Genomic DNA, 23,257 nt, shown 5'->3' on the forward strand with positions numbered 1-23,257 from the left:
GTCGCAAAGTAAACCCGATACCGATAGACAGGTCAAGGTTAAATAGAGGAGCAAGAAAGATGCTAGGGACGTAAAAATGGTGGGGACGTTTCATCCATGAAACGCAAGTTCCCAAAAAGACGAGATTGCTAGGGGATAACGGCTGGTGATACATGGAGAAGCCGCTAGCCAACAAGATTAAGTATAGAAACCGTCTGCAGACATGACGTTGTTAGTTAATCTAGCATGCCCAGCAAACTCGGTTGTCGCAATAGCTCAACAACGCGGGCATTATAGGCAGAGCACTTGTTTGAAAAGTAGGTCATTTGACGACATATTCTTTGTTATTGCTACACGGCTATTTTTAAGCTCTATAATCTAGAGCGTATCCACCAATAGTTTTGATCCTTGCTCCATGCCAAACCAATCACCAAACAAACAACTTCGTTTAAGTTCTAGTCGCAACCTAGCTCCCTTCATTGATTACTGTGATGAATTAGAGATTGATTGGGTTGCGATTGCAAACGAGTGTTCTATGCCTTCTGATGTCATACGTAATAGTGAGTGGTTACTGTCTCAGAGTTTACTTCGATTCGTTGCCGTCTTAGAGCGAGATGTCAGTCCTCACATCGGAGTAGAAGTTGGACAAAGATTTACTCTGGATTCACTGCCCGAGCTTGAGCAAATGATCAATGAGAGCCAAGACATTAGTGAGGCATTGAACAAGCTCGCAGTATTCATGAATTCGATGAACAACCATGTCATCATCTGGACAGAATATTTCGAAGGACAATGGTGGTTCTGTCATCGCCATGGGCACAAGCCTACCATTCCTGGTTCGACTCAAGCGGAATGGTATCGAACGTGCCAGTTCATTACATTTTGCAGAGTGTTTTTTGGCAAACGCTGGAAGCCAAGAAAGCTAAAGATGATGGGCAAGTACAATCCGAGTATCACAAAAAAGTACTTTGCCAACACTGAAATTGAGTTTGACTACAACTTTGGCGCTGTTGCGATTGAAATGCCGAAAGAGGGTCGACACGTAAAAGGAGAGATTACCTCTGGGGATATAAACAAAGGGTTGGTCCAACTTATCCAAAGCTACGCTATTTTGCCTTGGTTTACGATTGATTGGTTCGCTAACATTTTGTGCACCACCCCCAGAACGCTTCAGCGTCAGTTGCGGACCCAAAGCCTATCTTTCAAGCAATTGAAGGAGCAAACACGCAAAGATCATGCAATGAAACTACTCACCGAAACGGATCTTTCAACCAGTGATATCGCATGGGAAAGTGGCTATAGCGACCTAAGTAACTTCAATCGAGCATTCAAGGCTTGGACGGGGACGACGCCTTCGGCGTTTCGTCGCAAAGCCACAGCGAATCAATCACTAGATTCTTAGTCATCATCAATTGACACAAATGCTTACAATCACAAAGCAACGTCAACTCCAAAGGTACGCGGCGATTGTGTATGTTAATGAACTCCTCCGCATACACTAAACTCGGATCTCATGAAAGCGCTACTAGAGGCAATTAAACACAATCAAGTTGCTTATCCCTATATCGTTATTCATCGATATTTATCTGTGGATTTGACCGAAGTCGTCAGCCGCGAGAGTTGGGAATCACTCAGGCGTCGAGACTTTATTGAACTCATTGCACACGGTTCACTTTCAAAGCATACGATTGTTAACAATGCACAAGCCCTGATTGATTGCTACATAAAGTACAATCCCGACTACCTCTTCCCTTGGGGAAAGCTAGAAAGATTTGAACTAAGGCTGACTCCATACCGTAGTGTCAACTTCAGCGCATCAGGTCGCCTGCAGTCTCAACATTAAGACAGCTCAACTTACACAATGAGACAGTGAAAACTAAACTTAAGAGTGAGTTTTACTTCCTCTCGGGGAACTTAGAATGCCAAACCTTAGGCTTGTCGATGACCCTTCGTCGGATATCTACAGTAAGATTAACCGATATGCCTCATGTAATAATGAGATCCTCATATGGGGAGAGACAGGTGTGGGAAAAAGTCACTGCGCAAAACTGATCCATAAACGTTCCAGTCGTTCCGTTGCTCCTTTTATTGAAATTAACTGTAGCTCTATCCCTCCAGGGTTGGTCGAATCTGAATTGTTTGGACATGAAAAAGGCGCATTTACTGGTGCGGTTCGTAAACACGCGGGTTATATCAAACGTGCTAATAGCGGCACTCTTTTTCTCGATGAGGTCAATGATCTGCCGATAGAAGTACAAGGACATTTACTGCACTTTTTAGAATCAAAATCAATACATAGCGTTGGCTCAGACTCAGATGACTCTATCGATTGCCGTATTATTGCCGCCACAAATCAATGTTTAGAAACGCTGATCAAGCAGAAGCTTTTTCGTGCCGACCTTTACTATCGGCTCAATGTGCTACCTCTATCGATCCCCCCACTGCGAGAGCGAGAGAAAGAGATCTTACCCCTAGCAATGGACTTTCTTGCTGAGCTGGGAGGACAACACATGCAATTTTCTGAGGCCTCTAAAGAGCAACTAACGAAACATCAGTGGCCAGGCAATATCAGAGAGTTAAAAAACGTCGTATGTCGGGCCACTATCCTTGCCACCAATGACATTATTGAGCCAGAGCATTTGATGCTAGCAAATGCGGCCTCGCTCGGCGCTTGCTCAAAAAACACTGAATCGGCACAGAGCATCGAGCGATGCATTCGAGCAAACAGATACAACCTCGCGGCAACCGCGAGAGCGCTCAACATTTCACGCCCCACCTTATATCGCTTGATTAAAAAGCATAATATCGTTCTCGACCCTAGCTGAGGTTTACACAGTGTTCGTTACGCTTCGTAAAGCCCTACAACCGAGAATCAAACACTTACTCCAATAGTCTGTAATTTTGGCTTGTAAGCCGTTGATAGTACTCCCATCAAGAACAGGCACAAGAGTTGCTCCTACCTGCATGTCTAAACACGTCAGGAGTACTATCATGAGTATTCACACTGAACCATCGGGCTCTTCACGAACCCGATTAATTTTAGCCATTAGCGCCGTTGGAGTACTCAGTATTCCCCAAGCATATGCGCGATTGGATGGCGCCATTTTCACCACGACACCTGCGGGTGAAATCGTCAATGAAAATGTCCGATATGAGTCTAAGCAAGAGGTTTTCCTAGATGGAGGCCCTGGACCTAACGCGCCCGGAAGCGCAGCCGCCTTACCTGCGGGAAACTACTACTTTCAGGTAACTAACCCTTCCGGACGTTGTTTGCTCTCTAGTATTGAAGATGATGCTGGAGTTAATGGTGGCAGTTGCTATGAAACCGTAAAAGGAAAAGGCGGACCAAAAAACGCTGTAGTCTTTAACGCCGAGCCTCTCGAATGTCGCCTTTTCTACTTTGATGGCGAAGATGGTGTCTTCCCTATCAATGCAACGTATTCTGTCACTCACAAAGTAAAAGGCCAGATGGTAACAGAATCACTACCGTGTACTCATATACTTGGTAGCGAATACCTAGACTCACCCGATGACCTTGCTGAAGGGGATACGATTCAACTCTATCCTTTTGCGAACACTCCTAACTCGGGTGGTGTATATAAAGCCTGGGTTGCCACAGAGATGAGTGTTATCGATGCTTGCTCTAACGCACCCAATGGCGTTCATGGTGGTGAAACTGGTGAAAACTGCCAAGGCGTGTTCGGCTTCATTCCTCGTTACTCAAAAACCGATAATTTTAAAGTTAAACTCGGAGATCGTGAGGTACCTGAAACCTATGACATCGCGCTACGTTCATTCCACGATAAAAACCTCAACTGCCAATATGATCCTGATCTAGGTGATGAGCACATTGCCAACTGGGATTTTGGTGTGACTGATCCTATTGATATGCGCAATATTTATCGCACAACGGCCATTGAAGCATTGCCGATTACCTTCAGTGTATTAGAGCAAGAAACACAATCATGGTCAGTCGACCATTTAATGTGGTTTGCTGCACTCAATCAGGTAAACCCTTTAAACACTCCATTCACTCACTTCACAACATTTGCTGATTTGCGCGAGTTCGCTGCGCAGCATAACGACGGCTTATCACTGATCAATTTCCAATCACCTCTAGCCTGTGATCAGCCTGTTGACCTCATTACAAGAGACTCCGGTGAAGAGACGGATGACGGCTTTATCCCTAGCCTATACGCTCAAGCCGCCCAAGGGAAAAAAGGCGTTGACCCCGACCCAGTTCTTGCAGTGAGCTTTGGTAGTGTTGGTATTGCTGAGATCAATGTTTGTAAAGTGTTCGACAAAAATCGTAATGGCAAGAAAGACGATGGTGAAGGCACAATTTCAAACTGGCCAATGGTATTAACTATTCCTTTGAGCGTGCCTCTACCGGATGATATCAGCGAAGTGGCTACTCCCAATCTTTGGCCCAAACTTGTTGAAATTTTCGGGAGTGATATTGGCGAAATACATAATCGACAGATCACCAAATATACTGGTGATGATGGTTGTGTTACGTTCCGTGCTTTAGTACCTAACGTTCGTGGCGATTTGAGCCCTTACATGATTGAAGAAATGGTAAGCCAGCAACAAGGATGGGGCTACTCATCAAGTGCCAGCGTGACATTTGATGTTCAATCCGTACTCAGTTATGAAAATGACCTCCCAATTGTTCAAGGTGAAGTCTACAACAGAGATGATAACCTTACTGGTCACCATTTCGACTTCCATAACTACTGTGACGTCATCGTCAACTTTGATACTAAGGGCTATTGGCACAACAAGAACGGACTATCTGAACTGACCGAAGCGGATAGAGACTATGTGAATAGCCTGCTTCCATATAGTATGGCATCTGATTACTTTGATATGGGTGACGAGCCATTCGATGGACAATATAGCGGCGGGGCTCAAGTTACCGCTGCGTTCTCTGGTGATAGTGTGATCTGGGCCGCCGGGACTTGGCAGTCAGAAGTCTCTCACTTCCTCGTAGATAATAATGGCAATGCCGATGTTCACCTGCACAAAGAGCAGTTGGCTCAACAACTCCTTGCCTTTATTTTCAATACGCGCCATAGACCATCGAGCGGTGGATTATCAGACGGTGCTACCATTGAGGTCAACGGTGTTTGGATGAGTGTCAGTGAGATTATTGAGATGGCTATCATGCTTTGGAGCTCAAACGACAGCGACGCTATCGTGAGTTTTAAAACGATTTTAGATAACTTCAATAACAACGATATGCTTCCAGTTTCACCTGGTGCCTATACCGACTGTGTCGCCCCTTTCTATGACTAACTCCTTTAGTTTTGCCCTTGAACTCTGTTCAAGGGCTCTTTCTAATCAATCAACCTTGGAAAATGCCGCTTCATACAACTCCATAAAATCCTTTCGAATCTCTTGCTCTAAATGCACGGCTTTGTCTGTTGGACAAAACAGAACAACGTGAACATTTTGCTCCCCGTTTGGCATGCTGGATATATGGATGTGAGGCTCTGCACTTGGCAAATCGACACCGGCGTGCTTTTCAATCATGATGTTATAGCGGCGTGCAACTTCAATAAAATACTCGCAATGTGCTTCAATTCGTTTTTCAAGCTCCCCCAACAACGGGTACAAGTTGACGAAGTTAGGTACGATGATGCCGAAGTTATGGAAGACATAACGCTTCATAAAGTTGAGGTTCTTAACCGGATGAGTAAAGAACAAACTGTTTGGCAAGGTGATGGTTTTACCGGTGTAATCATATTGCCCATGATGGAGATCGATTTCTTGAATAACCGTTGCCATCAAACTATGGTCGATCACCTCACCACTGTACTTACCGACTTCAATCCAATCACCAATCTGAAATGAACGAGAACTGGCTCGCTGAAAAGATCCCGTGAAGCAAAGAATGATCTCTTTAGAAGCCACCACAATCGCAACGGCAATCGCCGTGACTGACAAGGCGAACTCATTAATCTCCGATTGCCACAGATAGAATAGAACCACTACGATGACGAGCAAATTAATGTTCTTCGTTGTCGCCATCCATTTTCGCTGCTCTTGCGTCACGAACACATCATCACCGCGAATCTGCGACAGTATTAAACGGCGCAACCCGTAGATAAACACCAAAACAACGAGTGTGAAAATAAATTTGTGTGTAGAAAAGAACTCTACGATTTGAAGAATAACGTCCACTGTTTCAACAACCTAATTGTAGTGAGAAAATTCATGTTAGTGGGCTAGATAGAGACGGTCAACCTGTGGTGCTATGTCATTTTTATAAACACTTGAGTAAATGTGCTCGAAACAGTCTTTGCTTCAACCCTTGCCATATGTATATCTACTCTCCCTCTACAGTTTGTATAGACTATTGATTCAGCCAATACACGACTAAAACGCAAAAGTATTTCCAACTTATGTCACTTTATAACAGACAGTTATTGGTACAAACTAAACTCAAATAACCACAAGAAGCAAATCTATTTAGGAGACAACAATGACAGTTCCTAGTTTTGGTGTCGGCACATTCCGCCTCAAAGACTCTGTTGTAATTGATTCAGTAAAGAACGCGCTAGACGTTGGCTACCGTGCTGTCGACACAGCGCAAATCTATGACAATGAGAAAGAAGTCGGTCAAGCAATTAAAGAGAGTGGCGTCGACCGTAATGACATCTACTTGACGACCAAAATCTGGGTCGACAAACTCAATAGTGAAAACCTCATCCCTAGTCTAAAAGAGAGCTTAGAAAAACTTGGGACTGACTACGTTGATCTGACTCTGGTTCACTGGCCTGGTGAAGGTAACGATGTCAATGAGTATATGGCCGAGCTTCTAAAGGCAAAACAGTTAGGTTTGACTAAAGAGATTGGTGTGTCGAACTTTAACATTGCTCTGTTAGAAGAAGCTGCTGCTGTTGTAGGTTTCGATCAAATCGCGACGAACCAAATCGAACTGAGCCCATATTTACAGAACCGAAAATCGGTCGATTTCATGAAGAAAAAAGGCATCAAAGTCACTTCATACATGACATTAGCCTACGGTAAGGTCCTCAAAGATCCTCTCATCAATGCAATTGCCACAGAGCGCGGTGCAACGGCAGCGCAAGTTACCCTTGCTTGGGCAATGCAACATGACATCGCAGTAATTCCTTCTTCCACTAAACGTGAGAACCTTGAGAGTAACCTCGCGGCAATCACCTTAACGTTAACGGACGAAGAGATGGCTCGTATCGACGCACTAGAGTGCAACGGCCGTGAAGTCGACCCGAAAGGCTTAGCACCTATTTGGGATTAACCAAACCTCTCCATAACACGATAAAGGCACTCAACAGAGTGCCTTTTCTTTGACTACCTAAACGTTCGACATTGTCGAATAATACTGATTTTGTTATGCACACGTCGTCGAGTTTTCTACTTGTCACGTGAGCTATGTGTATCTTTGACAACACAAGAGAGTAATTCGATGCCAACTGTACTTATCACAGGAGCCAACCGTGGTCTCGGTTTAGAGTTCACCCGCCAATATTCAGCCAAAGGTTGGAATGTGTTCGCCGCTTGCCGTGCACCAGAGTCAGCTACAGAGCTAAACCAGCTTTGCTAAAGCAATAACCATGTTTCTTTGGTCAGTCTGGATGTCACCAATGAAGCCGACATTAACTCACTAAACAACCGAATCAACAACCAAGCTATCGATCACTTAATTCTCAATGCCGGAGTTTTAGGAGATGACTCAATCTCGTTGGTTAGAAGTCTTAAATGTTAACACGGTCGCTCCAGCACTACTGATTCAAGCTTTGCGTGATAATGTGGCTTTGAGCGAGCTGAAAACCATCATCGGCATTTCAAGCCGAGTAGCAAGCCTCAGTGACAACAGCTCAGGTAATATGTATAGCTATCGCACATCGAAAGCAGCGCTCAATCAGATTCTGGTATCCGCTGCGCAAAACCTGAGAGAACAAGAAGTAAAAACACTCGCCGTTCACCCGGGCTGGGTGCAGACCGATATGGGCGGTAAAGATGCAACCTTTACTCCACAGCAAAGTGTTGCGGGGATTATCAACGTAGCAGAGCATTTGACGGTTGAAGAATCAGGAAGCTTTAGAGTATTCGATGGCTCTTCTATCGATTGGTAGCATAGACAACGACTTTGCAAGCGCAAACAAAGTGCTACTTAACATATTTCTGATTGGTGAAAAGTAACCAACATATAAAACGCAATAGAGCACTCTAATTGAGTGCTTTAATCCCTTGTTGTCCGCAACCTATCTTAAATTCGCACTGATACTTTGATCGCCTTTCAAGCGCTGCCACAGCGTTGAGATATGCTGTAAGCCGCGCTCACTTGGATAACGCAAAGGCGCATCAAGCAGTTGCCACTGCCCTTCTTCATCCTTCTCCGCATAAGCAAACTGGAAAGAGAGGTTATTTGCCATCCCTAACCTCAGGTCAGAAACGATTAAAGTCCCGTTTTCTTCTCGATAGTTAAGATAGTTGTGTGAGAATGCTTTTAGCCCTTGTAGCGTTTGAGGTTTATCTTCTAACGGCCAGTCGCCAAGCGGTCTAGATACAAAGTCGATACGCTTATCGGCATCAAGCAGTGACGCTAGACCTTCCCAATATTTGTCCTCTTCCAGAACAAGAACCCGCCAAAGCACCGTATTAAACGGCGTCGGCATGACAATCACATTTTGGTTGGGTAGGTTTTGCAACGCTAAGTTGTCTTCCACCCGCTGTCCAATGTTCTGCTGTGCTAAATAACCCCAACCAAGGTAAAGCGTCGAGAGGAAGACTGCCAACTGACACCATCGGCCTCCGTTAATCTTGGGCAGCATCGCTGCTACTATTGCGATGAGCAGTGGGACCGTATAGAGAGGATCAATAATAAAGATGTTCCTGACCTCAAAGTACCCCTCGATTGGCCACAATAGTTGGGTGCCGTAAGTCGTCATTGCATCTAGGAGTGTGTGTGTCACCAACACGCTTATCGTTAAAAAAGACACGCGCTTGAAGTGCCAAAAGCAGTCTGGTCGAAAATAGCAATACAACCAAGAGATAAGCAAAGCAAATGGAGGAAGTAATAGCAGAGAGTGAGTAAAACCTCGATGTTTGATCGTATTACTGACCGCATCACCGTAATCCAAGATCACATCGAGATCAGGCAACGTACCTAACGCCGCGCCGACTAACAGCACTTTCGGTGTACAGCGTTTCCCCGCTATCGCCCCAGCCACGGTGGCACCCAGTGCTGCCTGTGTAATCGAATCCATTATTGTTCCTTTTTACTTCTGTCATTAAAAACAGGCTTAGGGTAAAGCGAATCGAAAGCTTCATCTATACCGAAATCACCTTGGCTATATGTATCTGTTATTACGCAATAATGCCACTCTAAGCGCAGTTGTATGTCTGACTCAGCATACCGATATCCTAGGATGCTAAAGTTTGCTAACAATCTAGTATTCGACAACACGGTTTTATACTGATAGATTGCTGCACTTTTTTGTTCTAGAGCCCTTTTTCAACCATGTTTGAACTTCGCAGTAAGCCCAATGCATCGGTGCGTGCCGATCTCTTTGCTGGCCTGACGGTATCCCTTGCAATGGTACCGGAAGTTGTCGCCTTTACTTTTGTTGCCGCCGTCGATCCTATGGTCGGATTATACGCCGCGTTTATTGTCGGTTTCATCGCAGCGATCTTTGGTGGTCGCCCAGGCATGGTGTCTGGTGGTGCTGGTGCGCTTGCTGTTGTGGTCACAGCGCTTGTCGTTCAGCATGGTGTTGAGTACTTATTTGCCGCAGTAGTTCTCATGGGACTCATGCAACTGCTCTTTGGGTTACTGCGTATGGGACGCTTTATTGCTCTTGTCCCTTATCCGGTCATGTTGGGGTTTGTGAACGGTCTGGCTATCGTTATCTTTCTCGCCCAGCTTCAGCAGTTTCAAACCCTTGAAGATGGGCAGTGGCACTGGCTATCAGGCACACCTTTACTCCTCATGCTTGGCTTAGTCGCCTTTGCGATGGCGATCATTCATTTCCTGCCTCGCTTTAGCCGCACCATCCCTGCGTCATTGGTTGCTATCCTTGTGGTCACTGCGCTTGTTCATGGTTTCGATTTGCCGACCGCCACCGTTATAGATTTTGTGCGAAATATGTCAGGCAATGCAGAAGCGACTCTCGATGGTACCTTGCCGAGCTTCAATATTCCTATGGTGCCTTTCACTTGGGAGACGTTTACCATCATCTTCCCATACGCTCTGATCCTGGCTGCCGTTGGCTTGTTAGAATCCTTGCTGACTCTCAATCTGGTGGATGAAATCACAGAAACTCAAGGCCAGCCGAACCGTGAGTGTGTAGCGCAAGGCGCAGCAAACATCGTATCGGGCTGCTTTGGTGGTATGGGTGGCTGTGCCATGATTGGGCAAAGTATTATTAACCTTAACTCGGGTGGTCGCTCTCGCCTTTCAGGCGCTACCTGTGCCCTGTCTATCCTCGGTTTTATTCTCTTCGGCGCTCACTTAATTGAGATGATCCCACTTGCAGCTCTTGTCGGCGTGATGTTTATGGTGGTGTTAGGCACATTTGAATGGGCCAGCCTTAAAATGATCCGTAAAGTGCCGAGAGCCGATGTGATCGTGATAGTACTCGTGACCATTGTGACGGTATTTACCGATCTTGCGCTTGCGGTTTTGGTAGGCGTACTAGTATCAGCAATCCGCTTCGCTTGGGATCAGGCCACTCGACTAACGCTGAGCTCAAAGGAAAACGACTCTACAGCTCACTATCAACTTGAAGGCGTGTTGTTCTTTGCTTCTGTAACACATTTCCACAACCTATTTGACATTAAAACTGCTCCAAGTCAGGTTACGCTGGATTTAAGCCAAGCAAGACTTGCTGACCACTCAGCACTTGAGGCCATTCATAAACTCAGCGGGAATTTTGCTGCAGTGGACAAAAACCTTGTATTGGTAGGGTTAACTAAAGAGTGCCAAGCGCGACTTGAACGTGCCGGAGATCTTGTACAAGTACAACTGGGCGAATGTCACTCTTAGTGTGTCTAGCTAATAACCCCTAAGAGAGTTTAATAAAATTCAGAAACGAAAACGGGTGACCCACACTGTGAGTCACCCTTTTTTTATGGACTGTTGAATCAACTCATTAGTTAATTACGATTGAAGAGCCCACCATGTCTTCAGTCAGCACAGTTAGGTTCGTTGCGCCAACCGAGCCTACTGCTTTAACTAAGCCTTGCTCGTCTCGCTCCATTGCAGGCGTCTCTGTTGAGATGCCTTCTGGCAGCGTATCTAGGCCTTGGATTTGTCCGTAGAAAATATTGTTAACGAACTTAGAACCCACCATTTGGAACTTGTCGCCATCGAACTGTCTGAATGCGTTCGTGCCATCTTCCGTTGCGATAGATAGGTTGTTTTCAAACAATGTGTCTACTGCTGGGTAAATGGTCTCTACGCGCTCGTCATTCGTCAGGCTTACACGGTGAATCGCGTTGCTACCGAAGATACCTTGAGTGTTGTTCACCAGCGTGTTGTTCTTCACAACGACATCTTTTGGTGTCCACTGCTTCTGCAGAGTCTTACCGTCTGTTGAGTCTTTGCTTAGCACTTCACCGTTGGTGACATCGATGATACCCGTGTTTAGTACAAGCGCGCCGCGGTATGTGCCTTTACCTAACGTACCCTCAATGTAGTTATTCTCGATGATGTGGTTCTCATCATAGATTCGGATACCGCCAGAGTTTGCAGTGCCATCTGGAAGGATCACGTTGTTGGTTACCACGTTGTTGTGGCCGTGTCGTAGCGAGATCATTGAAGTACTGTTTTTGATCGTGTTGCCATCAAACGTAATACCGCTCGCTTTTACAGAAATCAGCTCAATCTCACCTGAGCCATTTTTGCCTACATAACCACTAATGTTGTCGAAGTAGTTGTTTCTGATGATACTTTGAGAGTCGAAAAGTGAATTGTGGCTGTCACCTACACGGATTGCTTGGCGGTCGTTACGGTTTGTTCTCACCATCTTAGGGTTTGAGTTTTCGATTAGCTCCATATCCAACGCCGTTAGGTCTTTGAACACGTTACCTTCAATCAGTGTTTTCTCTAGCTTGTCTGAGGTCGCCACAACAATCATCGCACCACGCTTGTACTTACCTTCAAACGTGTTATTCGTGATCTTGTTGTTTTCACCACCTACCGTTACCCAACGAATATTTGGGTACTTACCTTTTGCATCAGGCACATACTCATAATCATTGAACTTGTAGATAACCGAGTTGTTAAGCGTGTTGTTCTTACCGAAGATACCGAATACACCCATGATGTTCGCATCATGGCTCTCTGTGCTTAGCGTCGCACCACCCTCGGTGAACACTAGGCTCTCAATGAGGTTGTCATTACCTTGAATCAAGAACTGGGTTGAACCATTGAAGATAACACTTCCTGGTTCTTCAGCTTTGATCGTCACATTGTTCGCCGTTAGCGTCACACGACCTAGATCTTGATAGCGACCTGCTTTGATACTGATCACATCACCGTCTTGCGCATTAATAATGCTGTCACGCAGGTCTTGAACCTCTTGCATTGATGCGATTGCAACACCCTGATCCACCATAATAAGTGTCGGCTGATTGACTTGCTCAGTCAGTGATGGGTTGGCCATACAACCCGCTAACATCATTGAGCTTGCTAAAAGTAAAAGTGGTGACTTTTTCATAAACGTCCCTTAGTAAAGTATGCGTGTTTAACTTAGGACGGACATTATCAATAAGCCTAATGGTTAGGAATCTGATGGACTCAAAAGTGTCTACTGAACACTCTCTTTTTGGCAAAATTGTGGTTAAGTTCATATAATTTAATAATACAAATGAGCTTGGGATCTTTGAAAACCTAAAGTTCACTAGTTTATTAATTCGGAGGCATCTGATGTTTTCAATAGGATTGGTTCTCACGAGACTATATGTAAGCGATTGATTAATTGAAATTATATTCAGAAATATAATACATTAGACGCCAAGCATAGCCCGGATGAACAACCTCAAACTTGTGATTAAAAACTATCCCACACCCTGATAATGTAATATCAAACCACAATTTATCACACGCACAAAAAGAGGATTGAGAGGCACTACGGAGAGCGACAAGCTTCAAATACAACAATGCCCCATAAGGCTACGGGGCATTTAAAGGAAGGTTGAAAAAGCAGAGACTAGGTTGATCATATGTAGATTCGAGCAACCCAGTTCTCGGCAAGAGGAAAAAGCCCTCTTACCCTAGTTTCACCTTATTCCCAATCAAGAATCACCTTACCAGACTGACCGCCACGCATGGTGTCGAAGCCTTTTTGGAAGTCATCAACCTTGAAGTGGTGAGTGATGATTGGCGATAGATCAAGACCCGATTGGATCAGTGACGCCATCTTGTACCAAGTTTCAAACATCTCACGGCCGTAGATGCCTTTGATCACCAAGCCTTTGAAGATCACTTGGTTCCAGTCTACCGCCATGTCTGATGGTGGAATACCGAGTAGCGAGATCTTACCGCCGTGGTTCATGTTAGTCAGCATGCTGTTGAACGCAGATGGTACGCCGGACATTTCAAGACCTACGTCGAAGCCTTCTGTCATGCCTAGCTCAGACATAACATCTTCTAGCTTCTCTTCCATTACGTTTACTGCACGTGTAACACCCATCTTCTTCGCAAGCTCTAGACGGTATTCGTTTACGTCTGTGATAACAACGTGACGTGCGCCAACGTGTTTAGCCACTGCAGCCGCCATAATGCCGATTGGGCCAGCGCCTGTTATTAGAACATCTTCACCAACTAGGTCGAAAGATAGCGCTGTGTGCACTGCGTTACCAAACGGGTCAAAGATTGATGCGAGATCATCAGAGATTTCTGCTGGGATTTTGAATGCGTTGAATGCTGGGATGACTAAGTACTCAGAGAACGCACCAGTGCGGTTTACACCAACACCTGTTGTGTTACGACATAGGTGAGTACGGCCGCCACGACAGTTACGACAGTGACCACATGTGATGTGACCTTCGCCAGAGACGCGATCGCCAATTTCAAATCCACGAACTTCTTGCCCCATGCCAACCACTTCACCCACGTATTCGTGACCTACAACCATAGGTACTGGAATGGTTTTCTGTGACCATTCGTCCCAGTTGTAAATGTGTACGTCTGTACCACAGATAGCGGTTTTCTTGATCTTAATAAGAAGATCGTTATGGCCAACTTCTGGTTTCTCAACCTCAGTCATCCAGATGCCTTCTTCAGGCTTTAGCTTTGAAAGTGCTTTGATTTTCATAATGTTACCTAATTCATCTCGCCCAAGTTAATCAGGGCGAGAATCAAAATTGCGGATTATCTAACGTCGATAAAATCGACGATTAGATGATGCCCATCTCTTTACCCACTTCGATGAATGCATCGATAGCGCGGTCTAGTTGCTCAGGAGAGTGAGCCGCAGACATCTGTGTACGGATACGTGCTTGACCTTTTGGCACGACAGGGAAAGAGAAACCCACAACATAGATGCCTTTCTCAAGTGCACGCTCGGCAAATTCAGCGGCTACTTTCGCATCACCTAGCATGATTGGGATAATCGCGTGGTCAGCACCACCCATAGTGAAGCCTGCAGCTTCCATGCGAGTACGGAAGTGTGCTGAGTTTGCCCATAGACGGTCACGTAGATCGCCGCTTTCTGCAAGAAGCTCAAGAACACGTAGAGAAGCATTTACGATTGCTGGAGCCACTGAGTTTGAGAATAGGTATGGACGAGAGCGTTGACGTAGCCAGTCAATCACTTCTTTCTTACCAGAAGTGTAACCGCCTGAAGCGCCGCCCATTGCTTTACCAAGCGTACCCGTGATGATATCGATGCGGTCAACAACGTTGTGGAATTCGTGTGTACCAGCACCTGTTTTGCCCATGAAGCCAACAGCGTGAGAGTCATCAACCATCGTTAATGCGCCGTACTTGTCTGCAAGGTCACAGATTGCTGGCAGGTTAGCAACAACGCCGTCCATTGAGAAAACGCCGTCTGTAACGATAAGAATGTGACGAGCACCTGCTTCTTTTGCAGCAATCAGTTGCTGCTCAAGCTCTGCCATGTCGTTGTTTGCGTAACGGAAGCGCATCGCTTTACATAGACGAACACCGTCGATGATAGACGCGTGGTTAAGCGCATCAGAGATAATCGCGTCTTCTTTACCAAGAATGGTCTCAAACAGACCGGCGTTTGCATCAAAACAAGACGTGTAAAGAATCGTGTCTTCTTTGCCTAGGAAAGTAGACAGCTTCTGCTCCAACTCTTTGTGGATGTCTTGTGTACCACAGATGAAACGAACGGATGCCATACCAAAGCCATTCTCATCCATACCCGCTTTACCTGCTTCGATAAGCTCTGGGTGGTTAGCTAGGCCTAGGTAGTTGTTTGCACAGAAGTTCAATACTTCTTGACCTGTAGAGATCTTTACTTCAGCTTGCTGCTGTGAAGTGATGACACGCTCAGATTTGTAAAGACCTTCGCCTTTTACTTCTTCGATTTGCTGCTGAATTTGCTGGTAAAATGCAGAAGACATTGTTGTTCCTTCCCAATTACGCCTTGAGTTTTCACTCAAGAACAAAGTGACTTAAACCTTTGTGTGACAGGGGTCACAGGCTGTTTGCTATTAATAAGTCTAGTTTAAATCATCAGGTAAAGAACGATTATCCCTCTGGATGGAAAATCATTAGTGAATGGTAGGCACAAATAGTGTCATTCATACTATTTTAACCTCTGAATAACTTTGTAATGCGCATGCCTGTAGATTTGCTACGTTTATAGAATCGTTAATATTTATGGCTCATGGACGGCTAGTATATGGGATCTTCTTTACCTAAGCGCTTTACGCGTATTTTTCTCAGGATTTATCATACGATTGAAGCAATCTTGCTCGTGGCAATTACACTCGCTACAGTCTTTGCCATAGTGCATGAGTTTCATCATGTGTTTACCACAAAGATGGTGCTGTTAACCGATATACTACTGATGTTCATCTATCTCGAAGTGCTATCGATGATCCATCAATTCGTCGTTCATGGGAAAATACCGGTTCGATATCCAATTTACATTGCCATTATGGCGATAGCACGCTACATCACCCTTGGTATGAAAGAGTTAGATGGCGTGTTTGTCGTTTGGTTATCACTAGCAGCACTAATATTGGCATTGGCTACGTTGGTGGTTAGATTTGGGCATCATTACTGGCCGTACAAAGCCACTAACCGTGGCTTTGCTTCTCTTCTCAATGATGAACAACGTGATAAACACAGTACCAAAGATGAGCATTAGTTTCTAAACAAACCGCAGAGCTCTAGTTCAATAAAGCGAAGCTCACACTGCCATGTTCAGATAAAACGACTGCTGATAGCTACTCTCTGTCACCTCAGTCTCCAACACACTGTAATGCAGCATCAAGATCGACTTAACAATGCGTGTGCCGATCCCTAACGTTCCTGATGGCGCTTGCTCATCTATCGTATTACGACACAAGAAATGGATCTTACCTTGCTGTTTACTCGCGGTGACTTCACATATCACTTGTTCTCCTGCAGGGCTGTGACGCAATGCGTTATCGAGCAAATTGAGAAACAGCCGCTCTAGAAGCCCTTTGTCCCCTATCACCTCAAGTTCAGAATCAACTGAAAGAGATAGCGTTATGTTCTTACGTTGCATTTGGCTTCGAAGCATTTCATGACAATCTCTCAGTAACGGCTCCAATGCGACCGGCTGGTATTCATAACTGGGAACCACAGCGTCTTTGCGCGCCGTATCGAGTAGCGATTCCAACTGACTCGAGAGCTTGTTGCAATTGCGATAAGCCACCTCAATAAGTGGGTCGTTTTCACCATGCTGCATTCGCCACGTTTCAAGATAACCAAGAACACTAGACAGAGGGGTTTTCAAATCATGACTCAATTGAAACAGACTTTGCTTACGTTCAGAAGCTTGGTATTCCAATAACAGAAACTGCTGCTGAATATGTTTAGCCATCAGTTGATAGGATTCAGCAATTGGGATGAGCTCCGGCACTTGGTGAGTAAAGTTGGGGTTAAGGCGAAAATCATGCTCCGACTGTTGTTGAAGTTGCTCGGTAACGTTTTGAATTGGGCACAGTAGGCTGCGCTTAACGAGCCAATAAGCGCCGATGGCAAACCCAAGTATCGAAATAAGTACGAGTCCCGTTAATGCTGTGTATGGTGTATTCACAATAGAGGCGGCGATGACACTGTGCTGTGTACTGCCAATGACCACATACAGATAACCGACTGTAGACCCGAGCTCCTCTATCGCAGCAACTGAGAAAACGGTGGGCTCTTCTGGATTGCGGGGGTCTTCCCCCAAAATTGGGAAAGCTTCATTGGCAAGAAAACGTTTGATAGGTTTTAAGTCAATCGTACCCATTAGCTCAGCCCCTTCAGGGGCGGCATGAGTGGTGATATTTCCCTGGCTATCCAGAAAGTAGATTTCAAAGTCTGGGCCTATCAACATCAAGGTATGGAAGATCGATTTAAGCGCTTTAGGGTTATAATCCGTGCCGATCATTAGAGGGTTGTCATCACGCATATGGCTGGCGAGATCTTTGTGCAGGCTTTGTTTGGTCACTTGCTCCGTGGTTTGCCTCTGCCAGTTGTAAGTGGTGACGATCGCGAGCATGGCCAAGCAAAACCAAATACTGGTGAAGATTACTAATCTCGATTTAAAGCTCATCTTCATCCCCTCTATATTCTTGGCTGGAATTTGTACCCTACTCCCCACACCGTTTGGATAAATTGCGTTGCTTCTTCTGGCTGAGCCAGTTTGGTTCTCAAGCGATTAATCGTAGAACACACCGTATGGTGGTAGCCTGCATGATCAGTATTCCAAACATGCTGCAACAGCTCATCTTTACTAAAAACACGTCCGGGGCGATTGGCCAAAAACTCAAGTAGAGAAAACTCTGTAGCAGTCAAAGGAACGTCGACGTCATTTAGGGAAACTTGATGGAGAGCGGGGGTGATCTTCAATATGCCAAAATCAATCGAGCTTGTACTAGAAGCCTGCTGCAACTCAGATACTGGTTTTGAAGAGGTTCGTCTCAATAAGTTCCTTACTCGCGCTTGAAACTCTAAAACGCTAAATGGTTTAGGGATGTAATCATCCACCCCTGCTTCCAAGCCCTCGATTTTTTCCATCTCACTGCCACGAGCTGTCAGCACTAACACCGGAATCCAATCGTTTTCATGTCTTAGTTGGTAGCAAATATCTAGACCGTCTCCATCAGGAAGCCCCCTATCAAGCACGAGCAAATCGAAATGTTGTTCGCGATAGAGCCTGATAGCATCAGCACAGTTATTAATCCTGGTGGTTTGATGCCCTTGGAACCGTATATGCATCTGAATCAGCTCTGCGAGATCATCATCATCTTCCACCAGCAAAATGTGTGCGATTTGAGTTTGTGCCTGTTGTTCCATGACTCCTCCCTACCCTAGAGACTGCCTACTCGTGACATGACCGAGGTAGAGAGGAATTTCTTTCATGTTTTATTCAATCCTTGTAATCACCAATTGAGCACCAGGGTTGAGGAAGCGATGAGTCGCATTCAGTGCTGAGCTCGACAAGCCATCGTCTTGCGAGATCACACCAGAGTGGAAAGCCACGCGGTCATCGTCATTGCGATCTGCATTGAACCCTTCGCCCCCTCCAGCAGGACCAGGAATCGTGCTCGCCAGTTCATCGTTGCCTTCCGTACCAGAATCCCAAACACTCATGTTCATGGTGTACTTCTCGCCGACAGCTAACCCCGCAACATTAATGCCTGTTTCACCAACGAATGCATCATTGGTATTGACCAGCATTGAAGCGACCGACAAATAGGGATAACTAGAATCCAGTGTTACGTCGACACTGTCAGCAGCGCCTGGAAGCAAGAGCCCATTACCCGATAACCCTTGGCCCACAGAGGAATTAGAGTCCATTAAGGCAATCAGTTCTGCGTTGCTCCCTCCCTCTGCTAAGTATTCAAGTTCAACAGAAGCCATACTACCGATCTCGAACAGTTTGAAATCGCTATTGTGAGCTAAGATAGCAAGAGGTGACATTGGCTGATTGACTGTGAGGTTAGCGACACTGACGCTGTATCGCATCGTTGACTCATCTGCAGCGACTGCCGTTGCACTACTACCATCACTATCGTTACCACAACCAGCCAAGACAGCTATGGTACCCGCTAGAAATAAAATTCGACCTTTCATACATCCCCCTTACTTCACAACAATCGTGATTGTTGCAACTGGGTTCAGCCAGCGGTGCGAAGCATTATCAAGATCGCTGATACCACCAGAAGAATCGCTATCGCCAATGTTACCTGGGTGAATATGCACCTTGTCATTAGTTACTGTCGACTCTACCCCTGTGCCACCGCTACCAAAGGTAATAAAGGGAGGGTTTGGCATACTACCAGCAAGCTCATCATTTGCTTCAGTACCCGCATCATAGCCGTACAACGCGGCGCTATACGTTCCAGCTTCAGAAGGAATCGCCCAACTATCCAGCCCTACGAAACCATCGTTTGTCGGCAACAACATAGCGCTTAAAGATAGGTAGCCCATTGTGCCACTATCAAGATAAAAAGTGGTACTCATGCCAGGATCTAAAATGCCATCTGCTGGGTTTTCTACGACGACACCACCTGCATTACCAATCACGCTAGAGAGTCCTGAGATATCGCCACCTTCAGCCATCGATTCCAGCTCACTTGATGCCGTCTCGCCAGTACGGAACATAAATAAATCACTATTGTGAGCCGCAACGATTAACGGAGTAAAGTAGATGCCTTTGGTAGAATTGGTGACTGTGATTTCTAATTCTGCTGCGTTAACGAATGATGCCGACATTGCCACTGCCGAGGTAGAGACAAGTAAGCCGATTTGAGAGAGTTTTAACATGTTGAATCCATCCATTTGTGTTGAGAACACTTTTAGAATGAACCTCAAGTCTCACTAGCCTCTCAATGAATTCTCATAAAACTCTCACAAGATAATCATTTGATTTTGTCAGCGCCGACACACAGGCCTCTTGATCTTGTTTTCAAAGGCTATTTTCGGCACAGCAATCTGTCTTTTTCGCCCTTTAGAATCTTCGGTTTCCGCTGATATCACTCCAACGAGATACCATTTATTTGCTTGCTTGCGCAGTAAAGGGCCACCTGAGTACCCTGATTCAATATCACAGTTTTTGAGTCGTAGGGCGGTTTTCTCTCTTGGAGGCAGCGCATACTGACAGTCATGCCGTTCAGACAAAAATCCTTGGTCGCTATTACCATAACCTAAGGTCGAAAGACTCTGATTTTTAAATGCTTTTTTGTCGAGTACGATAGGTTCAATACTGCAGCCAATGCCAGTGCTGAGTGTGATAAGCGCCCAATCGTTATAGACCAGCTTTTCATCAAATTGGCCTTTGGGAAACTTTTTTACCCCGACCGTATAGTCCTTCGCAAACGAGGAGAGGCGATATTCACCCGCTTCAAACCCTGCAAAGAACTGAATTTTATTTGGGTGAAAGTAGCGCCTTTTCTTGGTGTCATACAAACAGTGAGCTGCAGTGAGAACCTGATGAGAGCTAACAAGTGTGGCAGTACACTGTTTATTTTCGGCTTCTAACCAACCCACAGCCTCTATCACCGATGGCGGAAAGGTTGTAGCAAAGGTGCCTACCAGCGACTGGGAAAGTAAGCCTACTGTTAAGGTTAAGACCTTCATCACAACCTCCACTCTCATTGCGCATATATTTAATAAGCTAGTTCATCATCGCTCGATTTCCTATTGCTCAAATGTGCTATCCTAACGCTCCGATCTGCAATACATCGAACGAATCATGGTTAATGCTAAACTCATCGCGCTACTTCCAGACTTAGCTTCATACATTCTTATTGTAAAAGAAGGCAGTTTTACTGCGGCGGCCAAAAAGCTGGATGTCTCTCCGTCGGCGCTAAGCAAATTGATGACCAGATTAGAAAAAGCGCTCAATGTTAAGCTCATACAACGCACGACACGTAAGCTTATCGTCACCGACTCTGGGCAAAAGGTTTATGAACAAGCGATGGTGATGTTAAATGCCGCTCAGCAAGCGGTAGAAGTCTCAACGATCGACCATGCAGAGCCCGCAGGCACCATCACCGTTGCCGCCCCCGAAGCATTTCTTAATTCGGTTTTGCAGCCCTTTGTGGTTCCCTTTCTCGAGCAATACCCAGAAATCAACCTTCATTTACGCGCAGTAGACGGTGAAATCGACCTATTTAAATACGGCATTGATGTCGCATTTAAACTTACTGATACACCCGATGAGGCTCTTGTACTTAAAGAGCTTGGTAAAACAGATTTAGTACTCTGTGCAAGTCCAGAGTACTTGGCTAAAAAAGGCACCCCTGTTCATCCTGACGATCTTAAACAACATGACTGTCTGTATCTTGCTGAAACCAACACAGACAACATCTGGAGCTTTATGCATGGTGAAGAGATCCAAACCGTTGAGGTGCATGGACGCTATGCGGTAAACCACTCTCAAATGCGTCTGAGCGGTGTCAAGCAGGGTTTAGGCGTGGGGCTATTTCATGACTTCGTTATCAACGAGGCTCTAGAAAGCAATGAGGTCGTTCGGGTGTTAAGTGACTGGCAGATAAGAAGTAATTATTACGGTGCTATTGCGATGCAATATGCCCAAACTAAATATATGCCAGCCAGACTTCGTGTGTTTATCGACTATATCAATGAGCAGCTAAACCTAACCAAATAGTCGCTGCCAAATCGAAGGATTACGCTGCTTGTGATACTCAACACGCAGGTCATCAATTTGGCGTAAACTCGTTTGCGCCTGCTCAAAATCACCGGCATCAAGGTGCTGTTTCACTTCATCGATTGATACCGCTAGGCGCTGAAAACCCTCTTGATACAGTTCGGTTTTCTCTTGCGGATAACTCGCTGATTTTGACTCGCGAATAAGGACACTAAGCTCTGTAACTGGCGCTTGCATCTCCTCAAGCGTGGTCGCTTCTGCCGCCTGTTTAAATGACAAACGCATCTCTTGCATATTTGCCTTCAGATCGAATTCACCTGCCGAAAGACTAAAGCTCGCTACAAGTAGCGCGGCAACAACGGTGTTCTTCATGATAATCACTTCCTTTTTAACACTCGATTTACAATGTAAATCGAACTATGACTAGACTTCCAAGTTACAGCGTATTAAACACTTCAATACGGTCACGACCGCGCAGCTCAAGGAAAGAGGTAAAACGCTGAACGCTTGAGGTAATGACTTGCTCCGGCGCAACGCCCACCTGATTTAACAGACTTTTGACCAGATTTAAGTTGCCTACATCGTTACAGTAGTGAGCATCACTGCCGGTAGTGATAAACGCGCCTGCTTTTTTAGCCACCTCAGCGATATCATAACAGCGTTCTACACTGCCAACTCGGCTGTTACCGAGCAGCGTTGTGTTATTAATTTCGATCGCGACGTTATGCTCTGCAGCACAATGAATCACCGACTCATAGTCAAAATCAAAATTAGGGTTACCAAGATGCCCTAGTGCATCGACACGACCTGATTTGATGGCATTGATAAGCGCCTGTGTGTGAGTACTTACGTTAGCAGGATGGAAAACTGGCTCATGAAAGCTGGCTATCACCCAATCTAGGTTTCGATCAACACTTGGGTGTAAATCTATCTGGCCTTCAACATTCATTAAGTTAGCTTCAACGCCTCGAACAATACCAACCCCGTTAATCACACGAGGCAACACGCGTTGATTGGAGAAGAACCAATAGTGAGGGGCACCCGGCATCGACTCTGCGTGATCGGTAGTACAAAGTAGCTTAAGCCCATTTTCGCGCGCGCTGGCGGCGTTTTCGTTTAGCGTACTGTAGGCGTGGCCACTCGCGTATGTGTGGGTATGAGTATCGACAACTAACTCCATTTTGCTTCCTTTTGCTTTTTTCGTTCTTATTAATTTGTCCCTAGTGTACACCTCTCGCGGATAAGGAAAATGAAGAATCGGTTTTAAATGAACAAAAATCACCCATTCGGTACGCAATCGTTTAACTAGAAAACTGTGATCTCGCGACAAATGCGTTTGAAAGGTTGATGTATGTCAAATTCTCATAGACAATAGCCCACTATTAAGTAGCACGTCAGTAATGGCATGATAGGAAATGGCTATCAAATCAATAGCTAATTCCATATGTCACATTCCCATG

General features: G+C 45.4%; 20 protein-coding genes and 1 pseudogene. 9 read left to right on the forward strand and 12 right to left on the reverse strand.

Annotated elements, in window-relative coordinates; translation table 11 throughout:
* The first annotated feature begins 394 nt into the window (after positions 1-394).
* The 4 genes from GT360_RS19270 to GT360_RS19285 all read left to right on the forward strand — a co-directional run bounded on the left by GT360_RS19270 (position 395) and on the right by GT360_RS19285 (position 5,277).
* Complete coding sequence (locus GT360_RS19270) at positions 395-1,381, forward strand: helix-turn-helix domain-containing protein (RefSeq protein ID WP_164650570.1); 987 nt, start codon at positions 395-397, stop codon at positions 1,379-1,381.
* A gap of 111 nt (positions 1,382-1,492) precedes the next feature.
* On the forward strand, positions 1,493-1,822 hold the full coding sequence (locus tag GT360_RS19275; protein ID WP_164650571.1) for a hypothetical protein: 330 nt from the start codon (positions 1,493-1,495) through the stop codon (positions 1,820-1,822).
* Positions 1,823-1,898: 76 nt separating this feature from the next.
* Positions 1,899-2,804 carry a sigma 54-interacting transcriptional regulator gene (locus tag GT360_RS19280; RefSeq protein ID WP_164650572.1) on the forward strand — a complete coding sequence of 302 codons (906 nt, stop codon included), beginning with the start codon at positions 1,899-1,901 and terminating at the stop codon, positions 2,802-2,804.
* 166 nt (positions 2,805-2,970) lie between these two features.
* Positions 2,971-5,277 (forward strand): hypothetical protein, encoded by a 2,307-nt coding sequence (locus GT360_RS19285; protein WP_164650573.1) that lies wholly within the window; start codon positions 2,971-2,973, stop codon positions 5,275-5,277.
* Positions 5,278-5,322: 45 nt separating this feature from the next.
* Here the strand turns inward: GT360_RS19285 and GT360_RS19290 are convergent, their stop codons facing one another.
* Positions 5,323-6,165 (reverse strand): mechanosensitive ion channel family protein, encoded by an 843-nt coding sequence (locus tag GT360_RS19290; protein WP_164650574.1) that lies wholly within the window; start codon positions 6,163-6,165, stop codon positions 5,323-5,325.
* 301 nt (positions 6,166-6,466) lie between these two features.
* On the opposite strand from GT360_RS19290, the gene dkgB reads away from it, so the two are divergent.
* Together dkgB and GT360_RS19300 are read left to right on the forward strand one after the other, a co-directional pair.
* Complete coding sequence (dkgB, locus tag GT360_RS19295) at positions 6,467-7,264, forward strand: 2,5-didehydrogluconate reductase DkgB (RefSeq protein WP_164650575.1); 798 nt, start codon at positions 6,467-6,469, stop codon at positions 7,262-7,264.
* A gap of 168 nt (positions 7,265-7,432) precedes the next feature.
* Positions 7,433-8,102, forward strand: a pseudogene (locus GT360_RS19300) (SDR family oxidoreductase).
* A 129-nt stretch (positions 8,103-8,231) separates the two neighbouring features.
* Here the strand turns inward: GT360_RS19300 and GT360_RS19305 are convergent.
* Positions 8,232-9,236: a metal-dependent hydrolase gene (locus GT360_RS19305; RefSeq protein WP_164650576.1), complete on the reverse strand. Its 1,005-nt coding sequence runs from the start codon at positions 9,234-9,236 to the stop codon at positions 8,232-8,234.
* Between the two features lie 254 nt (positions 9,237-9,490).
* Between GT360_RS19305 and GT360_RS19310 the strand changes: the two genes are divergently transcribed.
* Entirely contained in the window at positions 9,491-11,014 is a 1,524-nt protein-coding gene (locus GT360_RS19310; protein ID WP_164650577.1) for a SulP family inorganic anion transporter, read from the forward strand.
* Between the two features lie 106 nt (positions 11,015-11,120).
* Here GT360_RS19310 and GT360_RS19315 read toward each other — a convergent pair whose 3' ends face one another.
* The 3 genes from GT360_RS19315 to GT360_RS19325 all read right to left on the reverse strand — a co-directional run bounded on the left by GT360_RS19315 (position 11,121) and on the right by GT360_RS19325 (position 15,564).
* Positions 11,121-12,689, reverse strand: coding sequence for a polysaccharide lyase 6 family protein (locus GT360_RS19315; RefSeq protein WP_164650578.1), 1,569 nt, complete (start codon positions 12,687-12,689; stop codon positions 11,121-11,123).
* Between the two features lie 567 nt (positions 12,690-13,256).
* Positions 13,257-14,288, reverse strand: coding sequence for an L-threonine 3-dehydrogenase (gene tdh, locus GT360_RS19320; RefSeq protein WP_164650579.1), 1,032 nt, complete (start codon positions 14,286-14,288; stop codon positions 13,257-13,259).
* Positions 14,289-14,370: 82 nt separating this feature from the next.
* The gene (locus GT360_RS19325; protein ID WP_164650580.1) at positions 14,371-15,564 is read right to left on the reverse strand and encodes a glycine C-acetyltransferase; all 1,194 of its coding nucleotides are present in this window, start codon (positions 15,562-15,564) and stop codon (positions 14,371-14,373) included.
* A gap of 281 nt (positions 15,565-15,845) precedes the next feature.
* Between GT360_RS19325 and GT360_RS19330 the strand changes: the two genes are divergently transcribed.
* Complete coding sequence (locus GT360_RS19330) at positions 15,846-16,316, forward strand: phosphate-starvation-inducible protein PsiE (RefSeq protein ID WP_164650581.1); 471 nt, start codon at positions 15,846-15,848, stop codon at positions 16,314-16,316.
* Between the two features lie 42 nt (positions 16,317-16,358).
* Here GT360_RS19330 and GT360_RS19335 read toward each other — a convergent pair whose 3' ends face one another.
* From GT360_RS19335 to GT360_RS19355, 5 genes are all read right to left on the reverse strand, one after another.
* On the reverse strand, positions 16,359-17,735 hold the full coding sequence (locus tag GT360_RS19335; protein WP_164650582.1) for a sensor histidine kinase: 1,377 nt from the start codon (positions 17,733-17,735) through the stop codon (positions 16,359-16,361).
* Between the two features lie 11 nt (positions 17,736-17,746).
* On the reverse strand, positions 17,747-18,478 hold the full coding sequence (locus tag GT360_RS19340) for a response regulator transcription factor (protein WP_164650583.1): 732 nt from the start codon (positions 18,476-18,478) through the stop codon (positions 17,747-17,749).
* Positions 18,479-18,547: 69 nt separating this feature from the next.
* The gene (locus GT360_RS19345; RefSeq protein WP_164650584.1) at positions 18,548-19,258 is read right to left on the reverse strand and encodes a spondin domain-containing protein; all 711 of its coding nucleotides are present in this window, start codon (positions 19,256-19,258) and stop codon (positions 18,548-18,550) included.
* Between the two features lie 9 nt (positions 19,259-19,267).
* Entirely contained in the window at positions 19,268-19,951 is a 684-nt protein-coding gene (locus tag GT360_RS19350) for a spondin domain-containing protein (protein ID WP_164650585.1), read from the reverse strand.
* 108 nt (positions 19,952-20,059) lie between these two features.
* Positions 20,060-20,764: a trypsin-like serine peptidase gene (locus GT360_RS19355; protein ID WP_164650586.1), complete on the reverse strand. Its 705-nt coding sequence runs from the start codon at positions 20,762-20,764 to the stop codon at positions 20,060-20,062.
* 115 nt (positions 20,765-20,879) lie between these two features.
* Here GT360_RS19355 and GT360_RS19360 point away from each other — a divergent pair, with 115 nt between their 5' ends.
* Positions 20,880-21,797 (forward strand): LysR family transcriptional regulator, encoded by a 918-nt coding sequence (locus GT360_RS19360; protein WP_164650587.1) that lies wholly within the window; start codon positions 20,880-20,882, stop codon positions 21,795-21,797.
* On the opposite strand, the gene GT360_RS19365 is transcribed toward GT360_RS19360, so the two are convergent.
* Both GT360_RS19365 and GT360_RS19370 read right to left on the reverse strand, forming a co-directional pair.
* A complete protein-coding gene (locus GT360_RS19365; RefSeq protein WP_420825453.1) occupies positions 21,786-22,169 on the reverse strand; it encodes a cytochrome b562 in 384 nt (127 codons plus the stop codon). The genes GT360_RS19360 and GT360_RS19365 overlap by 12 nt on opposite strands.
* Before the next feature lie 64 nt (positions 22,170-22,233).
* On the reverse strand, positions 22,234-22,977 hold the full coding sequence (locus GT360_RS19370; protein WP_164650588.1) for a phosphatase: 744 nt from the start codon (positions 22,975-22,977) through the stop codon (positions 22,234-22,236).
* Positions 22,978-23,257 lie beyond the last annotated feature (280 nt).

The organism is Vibrio astriarenae (assembly GCF_010587385.1).
Classification (GTDB): domain Bacteria; phylum Pseudomonadota; class Gammaproteobacteria; order Enterobacterales; family Vibrionaceae; genus Vibrio; species Vibrio astriarenae.